The sequence below is a fragment of the Pantoea sp. EA-12 genome (assembly GCF_030053355.1).
In the GTDB taxonomy this organism is placed as follows: Bacteria; Pseudomonadota; Gammaproteobacteria; order Enterobacterales; family Enterobacteriaceae; genus Pantoea; species Pantoea vagans_C.
The window spans coordinates 410091-427471 of record NZ_JASGBY010000002.1 but is presented as its reverse complement, the minus strand read 5'-3'; the positions used below and the strand labels follow the sequence as shown (position 1 = coordinate 427471).

16 protein-coding genes and 1 pseudogene are annotated in these 17381 nt (G+C 55.2%); 13 read left to right on the top strand and 4 right to left on the bottom strand.

Annotation, left to right across the window (positions count from 1 at the left end; translation table 11 throughout):
* Window positions 1-17: 17 nt before the first annotated feature.
* Together purN and purM are read right to left on the bottom strand one after the other, a co-directional pair.
* Window positions 18-656 (bottom strand): phosphoribosylglycinamide formyltransferase, encoded by a 639-nt coding sequence (purN, locus tag QMZ30_RS04690; RefSeq protein ID WP_039329800.1) that lies wholly within the window; start codon window positions 654-656, stop codon window positions 18-20.
* Window positions 653-1693 (bottom strand): phosphoribosylformylglycinamidine cyclo-ligase, encoded by a 1041-nt coding sequence (purM, locus tag QMZ30_RS04685; RefSeq protein WP_039329968.1) that lies wholly within the window; start codon window positions 1691-1693, stop codon window positions 653-655. Before purM ends, purN begins: the two co-directional genes overlap by 4 nt.
* A gap of 240 nt (window positions 1694-1933) precedes the next feature.
* On the opposite strand from purM, the gene upp reads away from it, so the two are divergent.
* From upp to hda, 3 genes are all read left to right on the top strand, one after another.
* The gene (gene upp, locus QMZ30_RS04680; RefSeq protein ID WP_034825735.1) at window positions 1934-2560 is read left to right on the top strand and encodes a uracil phosphoribosyltransferase; all 627 of its coding nucleotides are present in this window, start codon (window positions 1934-1936) and stop codon (window positions 2558-2560) included.
* A 363-nt stretch (window positions 2561-2923) separates the two neighbouring features.
* Window positions 2924-4207, top strand: a complete 1284-nt coding sequence (gene uraA, locus QMZ30_RS04675) for a uracil permease (protein ID WP_039329798.1) — start codon at window positions 2924-2926, stop codon at window positions 4205-4207.
* A 93-nt stretch (window positions 4208-4300) separates the two neighbouring features.
* Window positions 4301-5002, top strand: coding sequence for a DnaA inactivator Hda (hda, locus tag QMZ30_RS04670; protein WP_039329796.1), 702 nt, complete (start codon window positions 4301-4303; stop codon window positions 5000-5002).
* On the opposite strand, the gene arsC is transcribed toward hda, so the two are convergent.
* Together arsC and bepA are read right to left on the bottom strand one after the other, a co-directional pair.
* Window positions 4999-5346, bottom strand: coding sequence for an arsenate reductase (glutaredoxin) (gene arsC / locus QMZ30_RS04665; protein WP_283226554.1), 348 nt, complete (start codon window positions 5344-5346; stop codon window positions 4999-5001). The genes hda and arsC overlap by 4 nt on opposite strands.
* Window positions 5347-5390: 44 nt before the next feature.
* Window positions 5391-6854 (bottom strand): beta-barrel assembly-enhancing protease, encoded by a 1464-nt coding sequence (bepA, locus tag QMZ30_RS04660; protein ID WP_283226553.1) that lies wholly within the window; start codon window positions 6852-6854, stop codon window positions 5391-5393.
* Window positions 6855-7471: 617 nt separating this feature from the next.
* Between bepA and QMZ30_RS04655 the strand changes: the two genes are divergently transcribed.
* The 10 genes and pseudogenes from QMZ30_RS04655 (at window position 7472) to QMZ30_RS04610 (ending at window position 17381) form a co-directional block, all read left to right on the top strand.
* A complete protein-coding gene (locus tag QMZ30_RS04655) occupies window positions 7472-8077 on the top strand; it encodes a DsrE family protein (protein WP_283226552.1) in 606 nt (201 codons plus the stop codon).
* Between the two features lie 34 nt (window positions 8078-8111).
* Window positions 8112-8720, top strand: a complete 609-nt coding sequence (locus tag QMZ30_RS04650; RefSeq protein WP_283226551.1) for a DsrE family protein — start codon at window positions 8112-8114, stop codon at window positions 8718-8720.
* A 126-nt stretch (window positions 8721-8846) separates the two neighbouring features.
* Window positions 8847-9869, top strand: a complete 1023-nt coding sequence (locus tag QMZ30_RS04645) for a substrate-binding domain-containing protein (protein WP_283226550.1) — start codon at window positions 8847-8849, stop codon at window positions 9867-9869.
* Window positions 9859-10881: an ABC transporter substrate-binding protein gene (locus QMZ30_RS04640; protein WP_058968007.1), complete on the top strand. Its 1023-nt coding sequence runs from the start codon at window positions 9859-9861 to the stop codon at window positions 10879-10881. Before QMZ30_RS04645 ends, QMZ30_RS04640 begins: the two co-directional genes overlap by 11 nt.
* 2 nt (window positions 10882-10883) lie before the next feature.
* A complete protein-coding gene (locus tag QMZ30_RS04635; RefSeq protein WP_283226549.1) occupies window positions 10884-11741 on the top strand; it encodes an ABC transporter permease in 858 nt (285 codons plus the stop codon).
* On the top strand, window positions 11738-12550 hold the full coding sequence (locus tag QMZ30_RS04630; protein WP_200578165.1) for an ABC transporter permease: 813 nt from the start codon (window positions 11738-11740) through the stop codon (window positions 12548-12550). The genes QMZ30_RS04635 and QMZ30_RS04630 overlap by 4 nt, the downstream gene beginning before the upstream one ends.
* Window positions 12547-13534, top strand: a pseudogene (locus QMZ30_RS04625) (ABC transporter ATP-binding protein). The gene QMZ30_RS04630 and the pseudogene QMZ30_RS04625 overlap by 4 nt, the downstream one beginning before the upstream one ends.
* A gap of 11 nt (window positions 13535-13545) precedes the next feature.
* The gene (locus tag QMZ30_RS04620; RefSeq protein ID WP_283226548.1) at window positions 13546-14376 is read left to right on the top strand and encodes a phosphodiesterase; all 831 of its coding nucleotides are present in this window, start codon (window positions 13546-13548) and stop codon (window positions 14374-14376) included.
* A gap of 165 nt (window positions 14377-14541) precedes the next feature.
* Window positions 14542-16134 carry a sensor domain-containing diguanylate cyclase gene (locus tag QMZ30_RS04615; RefSeq protein ID WP_283226547.1) on the top strand — a complete coding sequence of 531 codons (1593 nt, stop codon included), beginning with the start codon at window positions 14542-14544 and terminating at the stop codon, window positions 16132-16134.
* Between the two features lie 179 nt (window positions 16135-16313).
* Window positions 16314-17381 carry an AI-2E family transporter gene (locus QMZ30_RS04610; protein WP_283226546.1) on the top strand — a complete coding sequence of 356 codons (1068 nt, stop codon included), beginning with the start codon at window positions 16314-16316 and terminating at the stop codon, window positions 17379-17381.

Below are 17381 nucleotides of genomic sequence, written 5' to 3'. Positions count from 1 at the left end.
TTATGCGTACCAAAACCTCAGTCGTGTGCGTATCCAGCAGGCGGCAACGGTTGCCCATCCAGCCAGGCTTTTCCTTCACGCATCTGCAAACGTCCATCGACAAACCAGCTAATCACCAACGGATAGATCGCATGCTCCTGATGCTGCACGCGTGCGGTGATCTCTTCTTCGTCATCTTCAGCAAATACCGGTACGCGCGCCTGCAGAATCACCGGCCCGCCATCCAGCTCATCGGTGACAAAGTGCACTGATGTGCCGTGCTCCTCGTCACCATTTTCTAATGCCTGGCGATGAGTATGCAGTCCGGGATATTTTGGCAACAGCGACGGATGGATATTCACCAGCCGGTCGTGATAATGCGCGACAAACGCCTGGCTGAGGATGCGCATGTAACCGGCCAACACCACCAGATCCGGCGCATAAGCGTCGATTTCCTGCATCAGTTGGCGATCAAAGGCATCACGGTCGGCGAAATCACTGGCGGCAAGGGCATGGCCAGGTACGTTCGCATCCTGCGCACGGGTTAAACCATAAGCCGAAGCTTTATTACTGAAAACGGCAGCGACGCTGCCGTTGACACGCCCGCTTGCGCAGGCGTCAAGGATGGACTGAAGATTACTTCCGTTGCCGGAGATCAGTACAACCAGTTTTTTCATGGATTAATAACCACACGCTCTTCAGAGTCAGAGGCTTTAATCACACCGATTTTCCACGCTTTCTCGCCAGCGTCGCTCATCAGCTGTACCGCTTTATCGGCATCCGCCGGGCTCAGCGCGATGATCATGCCCACGCCGCAGTTAAAGGTACGATACATTTCGTGACGGCTCACGTTGCCCGCTTGCTGCAACCAGCTGAACACGGACGGCCACTGCCAGCTTTTCTCGTCCAGCACCGCTTGGGTGTTGTCTGGCAGCACGCGAGGAATGTTTTCCCAGAAGCCGCCACCGGTCAGGTGAGAAATCGCATGAACATCCACCTGTTCGATCAGGCTCAGGATGTTTTTCACGTAGATGCGGGTCGGTGCCAGCAGGTGATCGGCCAGTGGTTTGCCATCCAGCTGTTTGGTTTCTGGATTGGTCTGGCTAACTTCCAGAATTTTGCGCACCAGGGAGTAACCATTCGAGTGTGGGCCGCTGGAACCCAGCGCGATCAGCACGTCGCCGTCCTGCACTTTCGAACCGTCAATGATTTCTGATTTCTCTACCACGCCAACGCAGAACCCGGCCACGTCGTAATCTTCACCGTGGTACATGCCTGGCATCTCAGCAGTTTCACCGCCGACCAGCGCACAGCCTGACTGCAAGCAACCTTCGGCGATGCCGGTGATCACTGCTGATGCGGTGTCCACATCCAGTTTGCCGGTCGCGTAGTAGTCAAGGAAGAACAGTGGCTCAGCACCCTGAACAATCAAATCGTTCACACACATCGCAACCAGATCGATACCGATGCTGTCATGACGCTTGAGGTCCATTGCCAGACGCAGCTTGGTGCCGACGCCATCGGTTCCAGAGACCAGCACAGGCTCGCGGTATTTCTGCGGCAGCGCACAGAGCGCGCCAAAGCCACCCAATCCACCCATGACTTCCGGGCGGCGAGTTTTCTTTACTACGCCTTTGATACGGTCAACCAGATCGTTACCAGCATCGATATCAACACCGGCGTCTTTGTAGCTGAGAGAGGTTTTGTCGGTCACTGCGGAGTCCCCACGCGAATTGCGGTTGGTGGCAAAAATTAAGCGCGCTAATTCTACCAGTGCAGGCAAACGTTTGCGAGTCCCATCTCTCGCCGCTTTGCGCGGCGCTGATTTTTCGCTAATTCTTATGATCGAGCAAATTGCGCTAAGCCATTGACCAATGACAAGTGGCGCAGCGACAAAAAGGCGGTATAATCCGGCGATTTTTTTTTAGCTCAACTCAATTCCGGGAGAACAATCATGAAGATCGTGGAAGTCAAACACCCGCTGGTCAAACATAAACTGGGCCTGATGCGTGAGCATGATATCAGCACCAAACGATTCCGCGAACTGGCCTCGGAAGTCGGCAGCCTGCTGACTTATGAAGCCACAGCTGATTTGGCAACCGAGCGCGTGACCATCGAAGGCTGGAACGGCCCGGTCGACGTCGATCAAATCAAAGGCAAAAAGATCACCGTGGTTCCGATTCTGCGCGCGGGTCTGGGCATGATGGAAGGTGTGCTGGAGCACGTGCCAAGCGCGCGTATCAGCGTGGTGGGTGTGTACCGTGATGAAGAGACGCTGGAGCCGGTACCGTACTTCCAGAAACTGGTCTCCAACATCGAAGAGCGCCTGGCGCTGGTGGTTGACCCGATGCTGGCGACCGGTGGTTCGATGATTGCCACCATCGACCTGCTGAAAAAAGCCGGCTGCAACAGCATTAAAGTGCTGGTATTAGTCGCCGCACCGGAAGGGATTGCCGCGCTGGAAAAAGCGCATCCGGACGTTGAGCTGTATACCGCGTCAATCGATCAGGGATTGAACGAGAAGGGATATATCATCCCTGGCCTCGGCGATGCCGGCGATAAGATTTTCGGAACTAAGTAATGATCGCTCCGGGCTATTTTGCTTGCCACTTTGCTCCCGGGCAGTGCTCGAAATCCTCACGTACTCCAGTACGCTCCGGTTTCTCCGCGCTGGCCGTGAACACATTGCCTGCGCCAATAACGCCCGGCCTGCATCTGCAGGCAGAATATGCATTCGTATTATTTGAAAAATAGCATTTGAGTAGCCGGCCAAAGAGTCGGCTTTTTTTTGGCAAAAACACAACAATCCTCCCCAAGTCATTCGAGCCATGGCAAGGCGGCAAACGAGTTCATCCCGATGAGCTTACATCAGTAAGTGATTCGGGTGAACGAGAGCAGCCAACGCAGCCATGGATTGAAGGACGCAGGGGAGAGGGGATAAATGATGACAAGACGTGCTATCGGTGTCGACGAACGTCCACCGCTGCTACAAACCATACCACTCAGCCTGCAACACCTGTTCGCCATGTTTGGTGCCACGGTGCTGGTGCCGATTCTGTTCCACATCAACCCGGCCACCGTGTTGCTGTTTAACGGCGTGGGTACGCTGCTGTATCTGTTTATCTGTAAAGGCAAAATCCCGGCATATCTGGGCTCAAGCTTTGCCTTTATTTCACCGGTTCTGCTGCTGTTGCCTCTGGGCTATGAAGTGGCGCTGGGCGGATTTATCCTGTGTGGATTCCTGTTCTGTGTGGTGGCGCTGATTGTCAAAAAAGCTGGCACCGGCTGGCTCGACGTGATGTTCCCGCCTGCGGCGATGGGAGCGATTGTGGCGGTTATCGGCCTGGAGTTGGCGGGTGTTGCGGCCAACATGGCGGGTCTGTTGCCTGCGGATGGCACATCACCTGACAGCAAAACCATTATCATCTCGATGGTGACGTTGGCGGTGACCGTGTTCGGTTCCGTGCTGTTTCGTGGCTTCCTTGCCATCATTCCGATTCTGATCGGCGTGCTGGCGGGTTATGCGCTCTCCTCCTTTATGGGCATTGTGAACTGGAGTTCGGTCGCGGATGCACCTTGGTTTGCCTTACCCACCTTCTACACACCACGCTTTGAATGGGCTGCCATGCTCACCATTCTGCCTGCTGCACTGGTGGTGATTGCGGAGCACGTTGGTCACCTGGTGGTGACGGCGAACATCGTGAAAAAAGACCTGATCCGCGATCCGGGCCTGCACCGCTCCATGTTCGCCAACGGCTTATCCACCATGATCTCCGGTTTCTTCGGCTCCACGCCGAATACCACTTACGGCGAAAACATCGGCGTGATGGCCATTACCCGAGTTTACAGTACCTGGGTGATCGGCGGGGCGGCGATCTTCGCTATCCTGCTCTCTTGCGTCGGTAAACTGGCGGCCGCCATTCAGGCGATCCCGGTGCCCGTGATGGGCGGTGTTTCTCTGCTGCTGTACGGGGTGATTGGCGCTTCCGGTATTCGTGTGCTGATTGAATCCAAAGTGGATTACAACAAAGCGCAGAATCTGATCCTGACCTCGGTGATCCTGATCATCGGCGTGAGTGGTGCGAAAGTGCACATTGGTGCGGCAGAATTGAAAGGCATGGCGCTGGCGACCATTGTTGGTGTTGCGCTGGCTTTGATCTTCCGCGTTATCAACTTGATACGTCCAGAAGAAGTGGTGCTGGATGCGGAAGAAAAGCGTCAGGCCTGATGCGCTTCGTCGGGCAGGGACGCCCGGTTCATCTCTTGCAAAGATCGTGATAAACTTGCGCCGTTTTCTGCCTGCTCATCCGTTGAGGTACTTCTGAACACGCCGGCACAGCTTTCACTGCCACTCTATCTACCCGATGATGAAACCTTTGCCAGTTTCTGGCCGGGGGAAAATCCGTCTTTGCTGGCGGCGCTGCAAGGCGCACTTTCTCAGCAACACGGCAGCTATCTCTATTTTTGGTCCCGCGAAGGCGGCGGTCGTAGCCATCTATTGCATGCAGCCTGTGCGGAAATGTCCGCGCGCGGTGAAGCGGTGGGCTATGTCCCGCTGGATAAGCGGACCTGGTTTGTGCCGGAAGTCTTAGACGGTATGGAGAACCTGGCATTAGTGTGCATCGATAACATCGAATGTATTGCGGGCGATGCCGAGTGGGAAATGGCGATCTTCGATCTCTACAACCGCATTCTGGAAATCGGCAAAACGCGCCTGCTGATCACCGGCGATCGTCCTCCGCGCCAGTTGAATCTGGGGCTGCCGGATCTGGCGTCGCGACTCGACTGGGGGCAAATTTATCGTTTGCAGCCGCTGTCGGATGAAGACAAATTGCAGGCGATGCAGCTGCGTGCAGGACTGCGTGGTTTTGAACTGCCAGAAGATGTCGGGCGTTTCCTGCTGAAACGCCTCGACCGCGAAATGCGTACGCTGTTTGACACCCTGGATCGGCTCGATCGCGCATCCATCAGCGCACAGCGCAAACTCACCATCCCCTTTGTCAAAGAAGCGCTGGAGCTTTAAATAATCTCCAGCACCGCTTCCGGTGGGCGGCCAATGCGCGCTTTATCACCATTCAGGACGATCGGACGTTCGATCAATTTGGGGTGATCCACCATCGCCTGCAGCAGCTGATCTTCACTCAGATTGCTGTCCGCAAGCTGCAACTCTTTATACAACTCTTCTTTACGGCGCATCAGTTCACGCGCGCTGCTCATACCCAGTCTTTTCAATAACGTTTTGAGTGTGGCCACATCAGGTGGCGTTTCCAGATACAGCACGACATCCGGCTGAATGCCTTTCTCTTGCAACAGCGCCAGGGTTTCACGGCTCTTGCTGCAACGCGGGTTGTGATAAATGCTAACCATTGTTAAATATCCTTTTTCAGGTGCGCATTAATGCGCACACGACATTACCCTTTCTGATACTGACGGAAGCGTTTTTGCAGTTCGCGGAACTGATCAATACGCGCATCGTAACGTGCCTGTTTCAGGCTGCCGAGTGGCACCTGCGCACTGGCGCTGCTTAAGGTGGTAATCGCCTGGTCGAGTTGACCATTCAGCGCCAGACCTTCAGCGCGAGCGGAGAGTTCTTCATCACGCAGCCCCTGAGCCGCCGAAGCTTGTGCCAGCAAGTCCCAGGCGTTGACGTCGTCCGGGTGCGCGAAGGTATAGCGGTTCAGAATACGGCTGGCGTTTGCCGGTTGCTTCGCCTCGACATAGGCATTGGCGAGGTTGAGTTGCAGTACCGGATTGGTGTTGCTGCCTTTGGCGCTGGTCAACATGCTGATCGCTTGCTGCGGTTGGTTCAGACCAATATCGATATCCGTCATGATATCCAAAAACCAAATGTTATCCGGCTGTTTTGCCAGCATCGGGGCGATGATCTTCTTCGCATTGTCGAAGCTTTTCGCCTGTAAAAACTGGACGGCTTTGCCGTATTGCGAGGCCATCTGTTCACGTGAGTTGCCTTTGGCGTACTCATTGAGCAGATCGTCGGTGAGCTGGTTACGTCCCGTGGCGTACATGCCGAGTGAACGCACTTTCGCCATATAGAAGCCTTCGGACGACTGCACCACCACCGGACGCATCTGATTAGCGCGGTTGCGCGCATCTGCCAGACGACTGTCGGGTAACGGGTGCGTCAGTAAAATTTCCGGCGGCTTGGAAGAGAAGCGGCTTTGATCGGCCAGTTTCTGCAAGAAGGCGGGCATCGCTTGCGGATCAAAGCCAGCGCGTTGCAGGACCTGAATACCGATGCGGTCCGCTTCCTGCTCGTTGGATTGGGTAAAGCTGATCATCCCCTGTTGGGTACCGGCCAGTGTACCGGTCAGTGCCGCCATACCGGCTTGTGGGCTGGCGATCGCCAGCAGGATGGAACCCAGCGCGCCTACCCACGTCAAGGGCGCATTGCGCTTCTGTTCTTCCATCGCGCGGGCCAGATGGCGTTGGGTGACGTGGGAAATTTCGTGCGCCATAACCGATGCCAGTTGGCTTTCATTGTCGGTATAGCGGAACAGCGAGGAATGTAGCACCACATTGCCGCCAAAAAAGGCAAAGGCGTTCAGTTCATCGTTCTGAATGAGGAAGAAGTGGAACGGTGTGCGGACGGAGTTGGCATGGGAGACTAAACGCTGTCCGAGTTCATTAATATATTGATTCAACAATGGATCGTTAATCAGTGGCGCGCTGGCACGCAGTTGGCGCACGTAGAAATCGCCAATTTGCAGTTCCTGATTTATCGACAGCGTCGAACCTGCGGTAGTGCCCATATCGGGCAGGTTATCACTCACATCAGCGCGAACCGAGAGCGCAGGTGTCAGCAGCAGCGTAGGAATAAGGGCCGCCAGCACTGATTTCTTCAACCGGTTAAACATGCCTTGATCCTGTAAAAGTCACCTGTAGTTGGACAGGTAAGTCGTTCAAATGTTCTGCGCATGCTTTCCTTTGGCGCAGCGGTTCTATCTTAGCCAGTGCGGAGTGGCACGCAAGGTGAAATCAAAAACCCGACAGCCAGAAATTACAGCAAAAAATTGAATAGTTTTCAGCGACTACATAAACGAATATTCAAAATAAAGGTTAAAGTTACGTAAAGTTGCTCAAAATAATTGAATTTGGCATGAACTTTTCCAGGTTTACTCTGAAAAACAGGCAGTCATCTTCGATACTGGCCTGGATTATCCATCAGTGATTTTAATTGTGGTGTTTTAGCATTTAGCGAAAATTTTAGTTAAGTGTGGTCTGGTTTTTAATATTCGATAACGGATAAAACGTTTGCATATTGAATAATAAAGCAGCCATTTATTTCTTAAGCAGCGATTCAACCTCAATCAAAAGCCTTATTCAATTAGCCATACTAATTATTATTCCCGCAACGATAACCCCGGACAGCCCGAAAGTGCAGGCGTTTTGCCATGCTCACGCTGTGGTATAGATAACGTACTTTGTTTAAACGGACTGTGAAGTTACGCGCAGTGCATGCCGGAGAGTTTCTATGCGTTCTGTTGTCTCGTACGCCCTGATCGCGATTGTGGGTGGGATTGTCGGTGCCACCGTGACAAAAAGTGATGATATTTATCAGCGTGTGGCCAGCCATTTTTCTGCTGAGCCGACCGATCCCGACGGTTTTTGGAGCACCCCAGCCGTTGAGGGATACGGCAAGATCCATTACGAACCCGATGCCGCGTTTAAACCAGTGGTGGGGTTAAGCAATAAAGTGGTGTTTCAAATCACCAAAAGCGAAGGGGATATGAAGCGTCCCAACCTGGGGTTAGAGCGCGTTGCACGTGTGGTGAATCTCTATATCGCTTCAGGTGTCCCCGCCGATCAGTTGCACTTTGTGGTGTCCGTAACGGGGGATGCAACGCCCGCCATGCTAGACAATGCCCACTTCCAGCAGTTTTACAAAGTCGATAACCCGAATCTGGCGTTGATCAGTGAGATGAATAAGCTGGGAGTGAAAGTGTCAGTGTGCGATCAGTCGGTGGCATTCCACCACTTCCCGAAAGAGTGGATCGATCAATCGGTCATTCATGCATTGTCCAGCCCGACCACCGTGTCGACGCTGGAAAATCAGGGCTATGCCTTCCTGCAAATGTAATTGGGCTTCCAGTCTTTTATCGAGGAGAAGTGAAATGCGTCCAGCGTCCTATATTGTTATCGCTGCACTGGCAGGCTTCGTGGGCGGTAATGTGTTACAGCTTCCAGAGCTGGTGGATAAGGTCAGCAGCAAATTCGCTGACAATAAGTCCGAACCGGCTGATTTCTGGAGCACACCGGCTATTGCAGGCTATGGCAAAATTCATTTTGTGAACACGCCAGATTACAACCCTGCTAACACTCCGGGCCTGAGCAACAAGATCGTATTCCAAATCAATCGCACCGAGGGCGATGTGCTCCAGCCCAATCTTGGGCTGGAGCGCGTGGCGCGAGTGACCAACCTCTATTACGCTGCCGGTGTGCCGCTCAATCAACTGAACTTTGTGGTGTCGATCAACAGTGATGCCGTTCCTGCGGCACTGAATAACGAGCAGTTCCGCAAAGCCTACGGCACGGATAACCCGAATCTGAAGTTGATCGATGAGCTGAAGCAGGCGGGGGTGAAAGTCACCATTTGCGATCAGTCGGTGGCGTTTCACCAGTTGCAACGCGAGTGGATTGACACCCGAGTCACGCACACGCTCTCCAGCGGCACCACCGTGGCCTCTCTGCAAAACGAAGGGTATGCCTTCCTGATGTTGTAATTCTCTCCTGACAGCAGTTTGCGCTGCTGTCATCTTTCCGTCATCTCCCCGCGATGTTGTTGTCATAGTTCGCCGCTAATTTAAGCGCCAATGAGATCGATCTCATTGGCAATTCACGAGGCGAACATGTCCGATTTAATCAGTGTGGCAAAGCTGGCTGGCGTATCCCGCGCTACCGCTGCGCGCGCATTCTCTGATCCTCATCTGCTGCGACCAGACACGCTGGAAAAAGTGCTGGCGGCATCAGAGCAACTCGGTTTTCGCCCCAATCACATTGCCCGTCAGTTGCGCACGCAAAGCTCCACCACGCTGGGTGTGCTGCTGCCGTCACTGCTGAACCCGATTTTTTCCCGCCAGTTGCAGGCGATGGAGCGCCAGGCGCGCGCCGCCGGTTACGGTTTGCTGGTCGCCACCAGTGATTATCAGCCCGAACGCGAGGCGGCGATTGTTGAACATATGCTGCGTCAGCGTGTGGCCGGTTTAGTGCTGACCGTGGCGGACGCCGATAACAGCGCCGTGTTGAATACGCTGCACGAAGCCAGCATGCCGTTTGTGCTGGCGCACAACGTGCCGCAGCAAAGTCACTGGCCAGCCATTTGCGTCGACAACCGCCAGGCGATGGAAGAGGCGACACAACATCTGCTGGCGCTCGGCCATCGTCATATCGGCATGGTGGCGGGACCGATGCTGCAATCAGACCGTGCGCGCCTGCGCTATCAAGGCTACTGCGATGCAATGCACCGTGCCGGGCTGCATGCGCTGCCCGTGATTGAAATGACCAGCCACACCCACTCTGATTTTGCGCTGCTGCAGCCGCAGTTGCAGGGCGCTGCGCCGCTGACGGCGGTGATTTGTACTAACGATTTGCTCGCCATCAGCCTGATTGGGGCGGCGGCACGTGCAGGTTTGCGCGTACCGCAGCAGCTTTCGGTGATGGGCTTCGATGGCATCGATATTGGCGAGCAGATTGCGCCGTCACTGGCCAGTGTCACTCAGCCAGCCGACATGCTCGGTGCCTGTGCGATTGACATGCTGTTACAACAAGCCAGCCGCGGCACCCGCGTACTGGCACATCGGTTGCGGGTTGGCGAAAGCATTGCTGCACCTGCCACCACTTTAACCACACCAGGGAACCACCATGACCTTTAATAAAAAAGTGAAAATTTTGACAGGCGCGATCGTGCTGACCGCAGGTTCGCTGTTCAGCATGATGACGCAGGCCGCTGAAACGGCGATCTGTTACAACTGTCCGCCCGAATGGGCTGACTGGGGCACACAGCTTAAAGCCATTGCCAAAGACACCGGTATCACCGTGCCACAAGACAACAAAAACTCCGGCCAGGCGTTGGCGCAAATGGTGGCGGAGAAGGGTAATCCGGTGGCAGATGTGGTGTATTACGGCGTCAGTTTCGGCATCCAGGCGGACAGCGCCGGCGTCATCACCGGCTATAAACCCCAACACTGGGATGAGATCCCAGCCGGAATGAAAGATCCCAACGGTAAATGGGTCGCGCTGCACTCAGGCACCATGGGCTTTATGGTGAACGTGGATGCGCTGAATGGCGCACCTGTGCCGCAGTCCTGGGATGACCTGCTGAAGCCCGAATACAAAGGGATGATCGGCTACCTCGATCCTGCCAGTGCCTTTGTTGGTTACGTTGCAGCGGTGGCCGTTAACCAGGCGAAAGGCGGTAACATGCAGGACTTCACCCCTGCGCTGAACTGGTTCAAGAAACTGCAAGCTAACCAGCCGATCGTACCGAAACAGACTGCCTATGCGCGTCTGATCTCCGGCGAAATCCCGATTCTGCTCGACTACGATTTCAACGCCTATCGCGCCAAGTATAAGGACCATGCCAACGTGGCCTTTGTGATCCCGAAAGAGGGCACCGTCACCGTGCCTTACGTGATCAGCCTGGTGAAGAATGCGCCGCATGAAGCCAACGGTAAAAAAGTGATCGACTATGTACTGTCTGACAAAGGCCAGGCCATTTGGGCTAACGCCTTCCTGCGCCCGGTGCGTACTTCAGCCATGTCACCCGAAGCGAAGAAGTTCTTCCTGCCGGATAGCGATTATGCGCGTGCTCAAACCGTCGATTATCAGCAGATGGCCGATGCGCAGAAAGCCTTCTCTGCTAAGTACCTGAGCGAGATTCACTGATTATGTCGATCTCCGACAACCTGGCGGTTTCACGCCGCCAGGCTCGTGCTTTGCCGGGCAGCCGCTGGTTATGGCTAACGCTGCCCGCGTTACTGTTCTTCTGCGCCTTCTGGTTGCTGCCGTTTGCGCGTTTGTTGCAAATGGGCATGCAGAACGATCGCAGCAGCGGTAACAGTGGTTACTGGACGGTGGTGAGCCAGCCAAATTACTTGTTCAGCCTGCTGAATACGGTGGTGCTGTCACTGCTGGTCACACTGGTGACGCTGGCGATTGCCGCCATCGTCGGCTGTTTTCTTGCACGTCAGCGTTTTACCGGACGCGGCACCTTACTCGCGCTGCTGACTTTCCCACTGGCTTTTCCCGGCGTGGTGGTGGGTTTTCTGGTGGTGATGCTGGCGGGGCGTCAGGGCTTGCTGGCACAAATCAGCATGAGCCTGGTGCACGAGCGCTGGACGTTGGCCTACTCGCTCACCGGTTTATTTATCGGTTATCTCTATTTCTCACTGCCACGCGCCATCGTCACCCTGGTTGCCGCCAGTGAAAAGCTGGATCGTTCGCTGGAAGAGGCGGCACGTTCGCTCGGTGCCAGCCAGTGGCGTATCACCTGGGATGTGATTGTGCCCGGCCTGCAACCGGCGTTGCTCTCAACCGGGGCGCTTTGCTTCGCCACCAGTATGGGGGCCTTTGGCACCGCGTTTACCCTCGGCACCAATTTGGCGGTGTTGCCGCTAACGATCTACGGCGAATTTACTAACTACGCCAACTTTGCCACGGCGGCGGCGCTGTCGGTGGTGATGGGAGCAGTAGCGTGGCTGGCGCTGATGTTCGCACGCCGGTTGGCACACAAGGGGGCGGTATGAATCGTCGCGGATTATTTAGCCTGCAACTGCTGGTCACCACGCTGACAGCGCTGTTCATGATAGTGCCCGTGGTGTTGTCGATGCTGGCGGGCGTGACGAACAACTACTTTATTGGCCTGCGCAGTGGCTTGACCCTGAAATGGGTGGAACAGGTATGGGAAATGTATGCCGATACCTTTTGGCTGTCACTGCTGATCGCGCTGTTCTGCCTGTTAGTGACGCTGGTGATTGGCGTGCCTGCCGCGTGGGGCTTGCTGAAAGCACCCGGACGCTGGGCGGCACGTATCGAAGAGTGCCTGATGTTGCCAGTCGCCCTGCCGGGATTAGCCACCGCGCTTGGCATCATTCTGCTTTACGGTCAGTTCTCTGCGCTGCGTGATAGCTGGGTCTTCATTTTGATTGGGCACGTGCTGTTCACGCTACCCTTTATGATGCGCCCGGTGCTGGCGGTGATGCAGGCGGTGGATATGCCGCGCCTTGAAGAGGCATCCGCCAGTCTGGGGGCCAGTCTCTGGCAGCGCTTCTTCACCGTAGTCGTACCCAACTGCCGCAACGGCATTTTGGCGGGGGCTTTTATGGTGATTACTTTGTCAGTGGGTGAATTCAATATCACCTGGATGCTGCACACGCCACTGACCAAAACCTTGCCGGTCGGGCTTGCTGACAGCTATGCCTCGATGCGACTGGAAGTGGGCTCTGCTTATACCCTGATTTTTATTCTGATGATTCTGCCGCTGTTGCTGATGCTCAATGCGGTCAATCACTGGCTTAACCGCGCGGTTTCGCGCCAAAACAAGGAGGCGGCATGAATCCTGCGGCCGTAACCGTGAAGCTGCGCAACTGCTCACGTCACTTCAATCAACAACTGGCCTTGCATCCCCTCGATTTAACCGTCAATCCCGGTGAAACCCTGGTGCTGCTTGGACCTTCCGGCTGTGGCAAAACCACCACACTGCGCATTATTAGCGGGCTTGAGCGCAGTGATGAGGGCGGGGAAGTGTGGTTCGATGATCGCAACGTCACCGCACTGCCGATTGAGAAACGCAATGTCGGCATGGTGTTCCAGAACTACGCGCTGTTCCCCAATCTCAACGTGGCGGAGAACGTGGCGTACGGCTTGAAAGTGCAGGGCGTACCGCGTGCGGAACGTGAAGCGCGCGTGCAGGAGATGCTGGAGTTAGTGGATCTCAGCGCCTTGTCGCAACGCAGTATCGACAAACTTTCCGGTGGGCAGAAACAGCGTGTCGCTTTAGCGCGCGCTGGCGGCACGCCCGAAAGTCTTACTGTTTGATGAGCCACTGGCGGCACTGGATGCGCGCCTGCGCGACCGGCTGCGCCTTGAAATTGGCTCGTTGCTCAAAAAGCTGGCGATTACTGCGGTTTACGTCACCCACGATCAGCAAGAGGCGATGGCGCTCGGCGACCGCATCGCGGTGATGGAGCACGGCCGGTTGGTGCAGATCGACACGCCACAAAACATTTATCAGCATCCCGCGTCGAAATTTGTCGCCGATTTTGTCGGCGCGATTAACTGCGTGGATGTTGATACCCGTGGCAACCCGCAGCGCTTCTGTCGCCCGGAGGATGTGCTGTTGGCCGATGACAACCGCTATGCGCGCCAGGGCTTTATTTTGGCCAGCACCTTTTTAGGTGCATCGCAGCGGCTGATGATCGATATCGGGCTGGCAACACCGATTCAGGTTGATCGTCATGCACGTGAAGCCTGGCATGCCGGACAACCGGTGAGCTGGACGCTGGCGCAGGACGCCGCACTCCAATTTTCTGCATCCTGAGGAAGAGATTCGTGTCTGAAGCATTGACGCTGATTGCGCAAATTAGTGACTTACACATCAAGGCGAACGGTCGCCTGTCGTATAAAAAAGTCGATACCCAGGCGGCATTGCTGCGGGTGATTGAGACGTTAAATCGTCTGACACCGCGCCCGGATAAAGTGGTGATTACTGGCGACTTAGTGGATTTTGGCACCGCTGAAGAGTACCAAACGCTGCGCACGGCGCTGCGTCGGCTGCAGCTGCCCTTTATGCTCATGCCTGGCAACCACGACGATCGCCAGCAGTTACGTGCCGCGTTTCCGGATCACCACTACTTGCAGCACGGTGAAACGCTGAACTGGCAGGCGCGGGTGAAAGGCGTACAGCTGCTGGCGCTGGATTCCAGCGTGCCGCAGCAGCCCTGGGGTTATGTGGATGAGGCGCAGCTGGATTGGCTGGAAGAGCAGTTATCGCGCGAACCTCAGCTACCGACACTGGTGATGCTGCATCATCCCCCTTTAGTTTCTGGCATCGGCCATATGGACAAGCAGCCGCTGCGTAATCCTGAGGCACTGGCAAACATCATTGCCCGCCATCCACAAGTTGAGCGTGTCCTGAGCGGCCATCTGCATCGCTCGGTGCAGGCGCGGTTCGCCGGAACATTAGCCTGTGTTGCGCCTGGCGTATCGCATCAGGTGGCCTTTGATTTATCTGAAAATGGACCGGCCAACTTTGTGCTGGAACCGCCGGGATTCCTGCTGCATCGCTGGCACCCGCAACAGGGCATGACCACCCATCAGTGTGCGATTGGCGATTATCCTGGCCCATGGCCATTTTATGATGCTAATGGGTTGATCGATTAGCACCGATGTTTGCTGAATAATTACGCGTGTCTGACAGGATGGTTCGTGCTCAATTTGGTTTACAGGTGTACAATTGGCGGTTCCCTCACCAGGGGTAGCTAGTCCAACTATAACTATATTGTCAGGCACACGAATGATGAACCTATTCACCAGGGCGGCTGCGTCATGCTAACGCGCATCCGGCCGAAAACCGACCTGCGAACGCTGATCGCGTTGCTGGCGATCACCAGTATCGTCATCACTCTCGCCAATACGCTGTACGCCACCTGGCGTGTGCAGCGCATGGTCCTGATCGAAAGCACCCTCGAAGCCAACCGCGCTTACGCCACTAAGCTGGCCGCTACCACTGAAGTCTTCTTTCAGTTGGCGCAGTCTCAACTGCACTACAGTGCGACACAGCTGGGTAAAGACTTTGACAATACGGCGCTGGCACAGCAGGAAGTGAATCGGTTACGTGAGCAGACCAACAGTTTTAACTCGGTCGCGGTGGTGGGGACGGACGGTATCGTGAAAGCGATTTCCCCGGAGTCGCTGATGCTGAAAGGCATGCAGCTCACCAGCCAGGCCTCGCGGGAGGCGCTGGCGCAGCGTCAGCCGATGGTCAGCAAACCCACAATCTCAGCAGCGAACAACCTGATTGTGTTTGTTTCCTGGCCTATATGGAGCAATGAAGGGCGTTACCTCGGCTATGTGGGCGGCACCATCTATCTGAAGAAGAAAAGTATCCTCAACGCATTACTCGGCGAGCAGTTCTATCGCGATGGCACGCATGTGTATGTCATGGACCGCAACAATCAGGTGCTTTATCACCAAAACAGCCAACTGATTGGTAAAACCGTGCCGGAGATCGTCAGCGAACGCGAACGTAAAGAGAGCACCAATGGCGAAGTGCAATTAACCGAGGATGGCACCCCTAAGCTGGCGGGTTATGCCATTGTGCCGACCACGGGCTGGATGGTGGTGGCACTCAAGCCAACCGATGTCACGCTGCAACCGCTTTCTGGGCTACTGCTGAAAGTGCTGAAAAATTCGGTGCCGTTTGCACTGCTGACCTTGCTGATGGCCGTGATTTTTGCCCGCCTGATTGCATTGCCACTGTGGCAACTGGCACGAAAGGCCAGCCAGATGGATACCCAAGGTGTTTCCAGCGAAATCGGTGGTATTCGCGCATGGTATTTCGAGGCTGCACAGGTCAAACGTGCGCTACTGACCGGTATTGGTTTAGTGCAGGATAAAATTGGGCGTCTGAAATCGGAAGTGCAGACCGACCCGATGACCAGCCTGCTGAACCGCCGTGGACTCAGCGCGGTGCTCGACTATTTCGATACCATGCGGCAACCCTATGCCGTGCTGGCATTGGATATCGACCATTTCAAACGCGTTAACGATAACTTTGGTCACGATGTCGGTGATGAAGTGATCAAGCAGGTGGCGCGTACACTGCGCCACAGCGCACGGCAAACTGATGTGGTGTGTCGTAACGGCGGCGAAGAGTTTTTGATGCTGCTGCCTGCTACATCCACGGAAGAAGCCCGCATGATTGCCGAGCGAGTGCGCACCAGTATTGCTGAGAGCTGGATTGACCATGTTGGTCACATCACGCTGTCTGTGGGGGTCGCCCACTGGGATGTTGAAAATGGTACCCATGAGCAGAGCCTTAAACAGGCCGATGCAGCCCTGTATCAGGCGAAACATGCCGGACGTAACTGCGTGATGATTGCCGGCCAGGATGCGCTGGTCAGCAGCATTACGCACTGATTTACCCGGTCGCCATCAATGGCGCCCCTACAATGGCCTGTGCGACTTGGGTGGGTATTCGGTTTCATGTGGTCGATGCGGCATGCCGTTTGGTCAACCCGACGTTGTAGGGTGCGCATTTATGCGCACCAGGTATTTCTGTACAATCGTCGACTTGTTTTTGGCACCAAGGAAGTGAAATGCTGGCTCTGCTTTATCAATGGTATAAACGTCGTTTTAGCGACCCGCAGGCGATAGGTTTGCTGGTCATTCTGCTGATGGCGTTTTGTATCCTGTTCTTCTTCAGTAGCTTGCTGGCTCCGTTGCTGGTGGCACTGGTTCTGGCTTACTTACTGGAATGGCCAACGGTACGTTTACAACGTCTGGGATGCAGCCGGACCTGTGCAACCAGCGCGGTATTGATCGTGTTCGCCGGGATTTTGTTGGTGATGGTCCTCATCGTCGCCCCGGTGGCCTGGCAGCAGGGCATTAACTTGCTGCGTGACCTGCCCAATATGCTCAATAAGCTCTACGTCTATGCCGCAGGCCTGCCAAAGCGTTTCCCGGCTCTGGTGGATGCAGGCATCATCGACATCATCGTCGAGAATCTCCGCAGCCGCCTGACGGGGCTGGGTGAATCATTAGTGAAGTACTCACTGGCCTCGCTGGTGGGGTTGATGACGCTGATGATCTATCTGGTGCTGGTGCCGCTGATGGTGTTTTTCCTGCTCAAAGATAAAGAGCAGATGCTCAATGCTGTGCGCCGTGTCTTGCCGCGCAATCGAGGCTTAGCGGGCGTGGTGTGGCAGGAGATGAATCAGCAGATCACCAACTATATTCGCGGCAAAGTGCTGGAGATGGTGGCGGTCGGATTTGTCACCTGGATTGCATTCCTGGTGCTCGGCCTCAACTACGCGCTGTTGCTGGCGGTACTGGTAGGCATTTCAGTGCTGATTCCTTACATCGGCGCCATGGTGGTTACGATACCCGTGATCGGCGTGGGTCTGTTCCAGTGGGGCTTAGGCAGCGATTTCTGGACGATGTTTATCGTCTATCTGGTGGTGCAAGCGCTGGACGGCAATGTGCTGGTGCCGGTTTTGTTCTCGGAGGCCGTCAATCTTCACCCTCTGGTGATTATTCTCTCGGTGGTGATTTTCGGCGGGATGTGGGGCTTTTGGGGGGTGTTCTTTGCCATTCCGCTGGCCACCCTGATTAAAGCCGTGGTGCGCGCGTGGCCAGAAACCTCGCTGGAACAGCATCAGGCTTAA

Coding starts and splice junctions, on each gene's coding strand:
- uraA (WP_039329798.1), top strand. CDS start 2,924: ATGACAAGACGTGCTATCGGTGTCGACGAACGTCCACCGCTGCTACAA.
- QMZ30_RS04640 (WP_058968007.1), top strand. CDS start 9,859: ATGACCTTTAATAAAAAAGTGAAAATTTTGACAGGCGCGATCGTGCTG.
- QMZ30_RS04645 (WP_283226550.1), top strand. CDS start 8,847: ATGTCCGATTTAATCAGTGTGGCAAAGCTGGCTGGCGTATCCCGCGCT.
- arsC (WP_283226554.1), bottom strand. CDS start 5,346: ATGGTTAGCATTTATCACAACCCGCGTTGCAGCAAGAGCCGTGAAACC.
- QMZ30_RS04610 (WP_283226546.1), top strand. CDS start 16,314: ATGCTGGCTCTGCTTTATCAATGGTATAAACGTCGTTTTAGCGACCCG.
- upp (WP_034825735.1), top strand. CDS start 1,934: ATGAAGATCGTGGAAGTCAAACACCCGCTGGTCAAACATAAACTGGGC.
- QMZ30_RS04630 (WP_200578165.1), top strand. CDS start 11,738: ATGAATCGTCGCGGATTATTTAGCCTGCAACTGCTGGTCACCACGCTG.
- purN (WP_039329800.1), bottom strand. CDS start 656: ATGAAAAAACTGGTTGTACTGATCTCCGGCAACGGAAGTAATCTTCAG.
- bepA (WP_283226553.1), bottom strand. CDS start 6,854: ATGTTTAACCGGTTGAAGAAATCAGTGCTGGCGGCCCTTATTCCTACG.
- QMZ30_RS04615 (WP_283226547.1), top strand. CDS start 14,542: ATGCTAACGCGCATCCGGCCGAAAACCGACCTGCGAACGCTGATCGCG.
- QMZ30_RS04635 (WP_283226549.1), top strand. CDS start 10,884: ATGTCGATCTCCGACAACCTGGCGGTTTCACGCCGCCAGGCTCGTGCT.
- QMZ30_RS04650 (WP_283226551.1), top strand. CDS start 8,112: ATGCGTCCAGCGTCCTATATTGTTATCGCTGCACTGGCAGGCTTCGTG.
- QMZ30_RS04655 (WP_283226552.1), top strand. CDS start 7,472: ATGCGTTCTGTTGTCTCGTACGCCCTGATCGCGATTGTGGGTGGGATT.